The following is a 7,226-nucleotide window of genomic DNA, read 5'->3' on the forward strand; positions in this document are numbered from 1 at the left end:
GGCCCTGAAGTTATAGCTCAGGCAGTAAAGGTATCAGATGCAATTGCAGCAAAATTTGGACACGATATAACCTGGACACCTGCAATAACTGGTGCATGTGCCATTGACGAGGTTGGCGAGCCTTACCCTGATGCTACACATGATATTTGTATGGCAGCTGATGCAATTTTATTTGGAGCAATTGGCCACCCTAAATATGACAACGATCCCAAAGCGCCTGTTCGGCCGGAACAAGGGTTGCTTAAAATGCGAAAGAAGCTAGGCCTTTTCGCAAATGTCCGCCCCACTTTTACATTCCCATCATTAATCGATAATTCCCCACTGAAAAGAGAACGCATTGAAGGAACAGATTTGATCATTTTGAGAGAACTGACAGGCGGTATATACTTCGGTGAAAGGGGACGAAAAGATAATGGCAATACAGCGTTTGATACGTGTACTTATACCCGCGACGAAGTGATTCGCCTGGCCAAACTAGGGTTCGAAATGGCAATGACCAGGAGCAAAAGATTGTGCTGTGTCGACAAAGCAAATGTTCTCGAGACCTCACGTCTGTGGAGGGAAACTGTTCAGGATATGGAAAAAGATTATCCTGAGGTAACCGTGAGCTATGAATTTGTAGATGCTGTTGCAATGCGCCTGGTCCAATGGCCGAATTCTTATGATGTGATGATCACAGAAAATTTATTTGGAGATATTCTTACAGATGAGGCGTCCGTAATCTCCGGATCCATGGGATTGATGCCATCTGCATCAATCGGCCTCCATACAAGCTTATTTGAGCCTATACACGGCTCCTACCCTCAGGCAGCGGGCAAAGACATCGCAAATCCATTGGCTACTGTTTTATCAGCGGCAATGATGTTCGAAGACGCATTTGGATTAAAGGAAGAAGCGGAATTGATAAGGGACGTTGTGAATAAAAGTCTTGCCGAAGGGATTGTAACAGAGGATTTATCGGGGGAGAAGAAAGCGTATAAGACGAGTGAAGTGGGGGATTGGCTGGCGAGTAGGATTAAATAGGATTGGGAGTAGGATTGTCTTGAATAGGATTAGTAGGAAGTAATCCTACAATCCTCTCATCCCACTAATCCTATTCCAGACAAAATACATCCTAATCAAAATCCAACCACTTCTCAATCACGACCTGCACCTTCTGCCCTTTCTTATACATCCCGGGCGATGTATTCACCGCGTGGATCCTAATCCCCTTACGCTCGAGCAACAGATCCTCATAAAAGCCTCTAAAAAAAATCTCTTCAATTGCAAACTGTTTACTGGTCCAGCTATTTTTAAGCTGGACCCATTCCGGATAGATCATCACTGTTGTGGCTTTGGATCGTATTCCCACCAGTTTCGCTTCGTCTGATGGAAGAAAAAAAGCATTGCCCAGTAATCGGGCAGTGTAGATATGTTCTGGATTGTTATAGATTTGAGCAGGTTCTCCTGATTCAACTAGCTTTCCATCTTTTAAAATAAACATTTGATCAGCCAGAGTAAGACCGTCTACCGGGTCATGGGAAACCATAATTATAGTGATTCCAAGCTCATTGCCAAGGCGTTTAAGATCTGCACGGAACTGTGTTTTTAAAACTGCGTCCAGCTGACTGAATGGTTCATCGAGCAATAAAACCTCAGGTTCAGTTATAATTGCTCTTGCAAGGGCTACCCGTTGCTGCTCACCTCCGCTTAGCTCAACAATTCTCTTATTTGCAAGGGCGCCGATCCCCAGCAGTTCCATGAACTCTATTGATTTCTGTTTCTTCTCCAGAACATTTTCATTCGAGAGCATGCTCTCAATATTTTCGAACACACGAGCGTAAAGATTCAGGTTGAAATCCTGGCTGAGCATTTTCATGGCATCATGGCCTGGGATCAACTTTTCATGCGGGCCTGGAATATGTTCCCCGTTAAAGCTTAGCTCACCGGAATTAGGAGCAAGTGTTCCATAGATAAGTTTCAGAAGGGTGCTTTTGCCGCTTCCGCTCTCCCCCACTATCGCTACGAATTCGCCTTTATCAATGGTGAGATTAATATCGCTAACTCCAGCATCAAGATCGACAGAGTAATGTTTGCTTACATTTTTTAAACTGATAAATGGTTCTGGCATGAGCCAAATATAATAAAAAAGCCCCGTCGTAAACGAGGCTTCCTTATGTCGATATCTTCTGCTTCAGACCTCCGACCTCAGACCTCCGACCTCCGACCAGTTAAAACCCTAACATCAATCCAAACGCCAAATTCTTAAAATCCTTAGGTCCCTGGCCTTCTGCGAAAACATCATTAGCATAATATTTAACGTAAATCCCTGTGCCGCCGTAGCCAAGCCTTGCGAAAGCACCGTACCGGAACGGATTGAAATTATAGTCATCTTTTGATTTGTCCTTACCGTTTTCCTTACTAACCTGTTTAATCTTGCCGTTTAACAGGAAACCAATTTCAGGACCAAAGACAAAGTTAAGTTTATTGCCTTTCTTGTCATCCTTTGTACGCAGCTGGAAGGATAGTGGTACTCTCAAATATTGGCTTGAAAAGCGGTTCTTTTTGAAGTCTACCGTCTCAGTAACATAGGTAAGTGTCGGCTTATCTTCCTGGAAAGTAATATTCTGTTTAAGGCGAATATGATTCCAGTCGAGTCCAGCTCCAGCATAGACCTTGAAATAACTGTTAAAGCGATATCCCATCTGAAAAAACTCAAATCCGAAATTGCTGCTTTTCCACGTTTCCCGCTCCAGATATGAGTTGGCAGGCTGGAGGGTAAAACTTCCGTTATCCGTGTAGGTACTTAAACCCAGGTCAATACGAGATGCAACGAACTGGAATGAAAATTTTGAAGATGGTTTCATCTCATTTTCTGTCGTATCTTTTTCCCCGGTTCCGATCCTGATCGTAATGCTTTTTTTATTGTTGTTTTTTACGGTATCGGTTGTAATAACTAGTACAGTATCTTTCTTATTGTCCTGAGCGAAGCCTTGCGCAGTTAAAAATATAACGAGAGCGCTAAGTAATAATCTTTTCATGTCTTAATTGTGTCTTGGTTCTTGTGTCTTGGTTCTTGTGTCTTGATTCTTGATTCTTGGTTCTTGGTTCTTGGTTCCCTGCCGGCAGGCAGGTTGATTCTACCTATTTCTACTTTTTAATTTTATCAAACCCAGATTAATCCCTGATACTTCTGAGCCCTCATCGCCGTCTTTAAATTCGATGATCTTATCTTCCCTGCGATCTACTTTGGAGATTACGAAATTTATCAGGCTGCCGACACTTCTTATCCTCTTTGGCGCGACTTGCTGAAGTTCCGGGATGAGATCATCCGGGACAACATCGGCACTGGCAATCATATCAGGCTGGGTAACATCAAGGTTGGATTGATCCTCCGTGTATCCTGGCACTTTTACCTCTTTCGACGTTTGCGCCAGCTCAAATCCATTTCTTTCTACCTCAATATTTGAAACCACAAAATCTTGTTTTGATATCTCATTAACTGATTTTTCCGGTAAGGTTAGCTCTTCAGGGTTATTAGAAGACTTCTCTTCGACAGCTAACAATTTTGAAAAGTCAAAGCCTTTAATTTCCGGCTGGTGTGGATCAAGCTTCGCCGCACCTGTTCCAAGATCTGTAATTGGACTCTCCGGCGCATTCAAAACCATATCTTGACTCGTTCCCTGCAACTTGATTACTTCAACCGGCCTGTAAAACCATAGACTTGCACCTAGTACTACCACTACACTTGCCGCCGCGATCCAGAAGATATGAAAAGGCTTTTTCACCTTTTCCTTCCGATCCATCTTCGCTGCGATCTTGCCCCATACGTCTGCTGAAGGCCGAAATTCAGCAACTTCAAAGCGTTGTTTGAATAATTTATCCAGTTCTTTATCCGAGATTGGATGCATAATCTGAGCCCTCCATTTTAATTATTTTGTCCTTTAATATCGCTCTCGCTCTTGAGAGCTGAGATTTCGATGCTCCTTCGCTGATGCCCAGTTCCCGAGCAATCTCTTTATGCGAAAATCCTTCTATAACATACATGTTAAACACAAGCCGATATCCGTTCGAAAGCTGTTGAACCAATTTCAATAAGTCCTTCATCTCCAATCCCGACATGTCAAACGTACTTTGCGGCTGATCATAAACCTCATCAATATCCACGACGTTCAATGTCCGGAGGTTTTTGCGATAACTTTCTATCGCCGTGTTAACCATAATCCGTCTGATCCAACCTTCAAATGAACCATCACCCCGGAATTCAGATACTTTTTGAAACACCTTCACAAAACCCATTTGCAGCACATCCTCAGCTTCACAAGTATCCTTCGCATAACGCATACAAACCCCCATCATTTTTGAAGCCAACGTTCTATAGAGGTGCTCCTGCGCTTTTCTCTCCCCTTTCTGGCAACCCTCTAATAAACTATCAATAGTAAATTTATGATCCAAATTCATACGCTTTAAAGGTAAGATGTTTGGAGGGGGGAATTAGTTGCATGGAGGAGAGAAAAAAATTTAGAATTTGTTGTTTTAGTGGTAAAAGTTCACGTACACGAATGAGATTATCCCCGCCTCGTGCCGGCGGGCTGGTGCGGGCTGTAGAAGCCAAGCCCTGGCTGTGACTTCCGCAGCAGCAGACGCAGCGACGGGATTTTTGCTTACTTTTTTTCCTGTAGAAAAAAGTAAGTGCCGTCCGCCGGCACGAGGCGGGGTAAATTTCAAAAACTTATCCCTAATTTTATAATATTCAAATAGATTAAAACATACATGTCTTTCGTCGATTATTACCAGGCACTTGGAACTACTAAATCTGCTACAGAAAAAGATATTAAAGCGGCATACAGAAAGATGGCCCGTAAGTATCATCCCGATGTGAACCCGAACGATAAAGATGCGCAAAAGAAGTTTCAGGAAGTTAATGAAGCAAACGAAGTCTTAAGCGATCCGGAAAAGAGGAAAAAATATGATCAGTATGGAAAGGACTGGAAACATGCAGACCAGTTCCAGGAAGCTCGCCAATCACAACATCGGCAACAACAACAGCAGCCGCGGGGGCAGCAAGATTTTGGTGGCGAGGATTATTCAGATTTTTTCAGTTCTATGTTCGGAAGAGGTAAACAAAGACCAGCGAATTTTAAGGGACAGGATTTTAACGCCGAACTGCGGCTGAATTTACGGGACGTTTATACCTCCCAGAAGCAAACGCTTACAATTAATGGAAAAAACATCCGCCTCACCATCCCGGCGGGCATTGAAAACGGTCAGACGATAAAAATTACTGGCCACGGCGGACCGGGAATGCAGGGTGGGCCTGCCGGCGATCTATACATCAAGTTTGCAATTGCCAACGATCCGGAGTTCAAACGTGTAGGAAACGATCTCTATAAAGCTTTGGAAATCGATTTGCAATCGGCAGTTCTTGGCGGTGAGATCACCGTTGATACACTTAGCGGTAAGGTGAAACTTAAGGTAAATCCTGAAACTCAAAATGGAACAAAGGTGAAGCTAAAAGGGAAAGGGTTTCCTATTTATAAAAAAGAAACGCATTTCGGCGATCTATATATAACCTATTCGGTAAAAATACCTACAGGGTTAACTGATAAACAGAAAGAATTATTCAAGCAGATTTTTGAAACTGATAAATAACATTATGGTAAGAAAGAACCTGATATCAACCGACGAATTCTGTGTTCATCATAATATAGAGTTCTCATTCATTCGCAATCTCTGCGAGTTTGGATTATTGGAAACCGTGAAAATTGAGAAAACAGAGTTCGTTACTAAAGATCAACTTGAAAAGCTTGAACGAATGCTGCGCCTTCACCGAGAACTAGACATTAACTTAGAGGGTATTGATGCTATCGATCACCTTCTCGACCGGATGCATCATCTTCAATCGGAAATTATTGCTTTAAGAAACCGACTTCGGCTCTATGAGGATATCGATTGAAGTGCTGCAGTCTGGCAGCCCTTCTCATTTTCTAATTTTATGAAGACGAAATTCCTGCTTATAAACCAGAAATGAAGAATTCGAAAATTCTATCTTTTTCTTGCCCTTGGGCCTGTTCAAGTCCATGATGGGCTCGAACCTAAAGTCGAGGTAAAGATTTGGAACCAGTCTCTTCTGATAAGAATAACGGACCATCAGCAGACGGCGGTTTGCTTCGGTATATCCTGTATAATTAATATGCTGCGAAACGGACTGATAAATCGGCATCCCCTGAGAGGAAATAAACTCATTAGCATCCCAGTACGTACCCATCAATGAACCATATTTTGTATCGATGCCGTTATTGAGAAACCATCCGCCTCCATTGGAAAAAGCCTGAGCGAAGGTGAATGAAAAATCGCGGTAATGTGTGTAATAGTTCTCGGAACGGAATGCTTGAACAAATCCTTTTAATGGAACTCTTAACTTTAAGCCCATCGCTCCATTTACTAAAGTCTGCAAAGGCACTGTTGACACATCAATTTGCCCGCCCTGATGAAAAACTGTAAGCTGCAGTGGCAGAGAAAGACTAATATTGGAATTCTTGATAAATGTGATATCTGCCGAGGCTCCACCTAGTATTTGTTCCTGATCAGGCGATGGTTTATAGATCATTCTTTTCCAGTTGATGAAAGCATCCAGAAAAAACGAATTGTTTTCTATAATAAATTGGGTTCCATATTCTACCGGCTCTGTTATTCGCTTTTCAAAATCGTAGATCGGATCAATCATTCTATGATGTATACTACCTTCCAGCACGCCATTAATTAGCGTAGTATTATGTTTCTTGTATTTCACAGAAAATAAAGGGTAAGTCCGGTAGATACCTCGCCCGCCAAAATCTTTACGTAAATGGACGCCGGCTGAAATTGTTAATTGAGGATGAGCATAGTATAGTAATTGCGGCTCCAGCTGCGCGCCGAATAAGGTATAACCATCCTGTATTTTATTAAAATATTCATAATTCCGCATGTAATTGAAATTATGAACGCTGAGATAAAGCTCGCCGGTTTTCAGGGTGTCGGGGCGAAGTCGGTATTCGAGGCTGTCGTTTTGTATTTGAGCATTCGCTTCCCCTGCCAAAATGAGAATTAAAACGAGGATATAGAGTTTTTTCATTCAGCCTTTACAGGAGATTTCGGTAAAGATACAAAATGGAGCTACCCAAAAAGTCAACTATTTAAACCTATCAAATTGGCTTATCTGCTCATCTACGATTTTTAACGCGGAGGACGCGGAGTTTGCGCAGAGT

8 protein-coding genes are annotated in these 7,226 nt (G+C 42.5%); 3 read left to right on the forward strand and 5 right to left on the reverse strand.

Annotated features, from left to right (window positions below):
• Positions 1-1,023: 3-isopropylmalate dehydrogenase (gene leuB / locus ACLL8Z_RS07465; RefSeq protein ID WP_411274143.1), on the forward strand; the 1,023-nt coding region annotated here is incomplete at its 5' end.
• 91 nt (positions 1,024-1,114) lie between these two features.
• Here leuB and ACLL8Z_RS07470 read toward each other — a convergent pair.
• The 4 genes from ACLL8Z_RS07470 to ACLL8Z_RS07485 form a co-directional block, all read right to left on the reverse strand.
• The gene (locus ACLL8Z_RS07470) at positions 1,115-2,110 is read right to left on the reverse strand and encodes an ABC transporter ATP-binding protein (RefSeq protein ID WP_411274144.1); all 996 of its coding nucleotides are present in this window, start codon (positions 2,108-2,110) and stop codon (positions 1,115-1,117) included.
• A 100-nt stretch (positions 2,111-2,210) separates the two neighbouring features.
• Positions 2,211-3,020 (reverse strand): outer membrane beta-barrel protein, encoded by an 810-nt coding sequence (locus tag ACLL8Z_RS07475; RefSeq protein ID WP_411274145.1) that lies wholly within the window; start codon positions 3,018-3,020, stop codon positions 2,211-2,213.
• Positions 3,021-3,119: 99 nt separating this feature from the next.
• Positions 3,120-3,890, reverse strand: coding sequence for a hypothetical protein (locus ACLL8Z_RS07480; RefSeq protein ID WP_411274146.1), 771 nt, complete (start codon positions 3,888-3,890; stop codon positions 3,120-3,122).
• Positions 3,871-4,440, reverse strand: a complete 570-nt coding sequence (locus ACLL8Z_RS07485) for an RNA polymerase sigma factor (protein WP_411274147.1) — start codon at positions 4,438-4,440, stop codon at positions 3,871-3,873. The genes ACLL8Z_RS07480 and ACLL8Z_RS07485 overlap by 20 nt, the downstream gene beginning before the upstream one ends.
• Positions 4,441-4,752: 312 nt before the next feature.
• On the opposite strand from ACLL8Z_RS07485, the gene ACLL8Z_RS07490 reads away from it, so the two are divergent.
• The gene (locus ACLL8Z_RS07490) at positions 4,753-5,631 is read left to right on the forward strand and encodes a DnaJ C-terminal domain-containing protein (RefSeq protein WP_411274148.1); all 879 of its coding nucleotides are present in this window, start codon (positions 4,753-4,755) and stop codon (positions 5,629-5,631) included.
• A gap of 4 nt (positions 5,632-5,635) precedes the next feature.
• Entirely contained in the window at positions 5,636-5,935 is a 300-nt protein-coding gene (locus ACLL8Z_RS07495) for a chaperone modulator CbpM (protein WP_411274149.1), read from the forward strand.
• A 24-nt stretch (positions 5,936-5,959) separates the two neighbouring features.
• On the opposite strand, the gene ACLL8Z_RS07500 is transcribed toward ACLL8Z_RS07495, so the two are convergent.
• Positions 5,960-7,093, reverse strand: coding sequence for a hypothetical protein (locus tag ACLL8Z_RS07500; RefSeq protein WP_411274150.1), 1,134 nt, complete (start codon positions 7,091-7,093; stop codon positions 5,960-5,962).
• Positions 7,094-7,226: the final 133 nt, after the last annotated feature.

This window comes from Daejeonella sp., from assembly GCF_046590655.1.
In the GTDB taxonomy this organism is placed as follows: domain Bacteria; phylum Bacteroidota; class Bacteroidia; order Sphingobacteriales; family Sphingobacteriaceae; genus Daejeonella.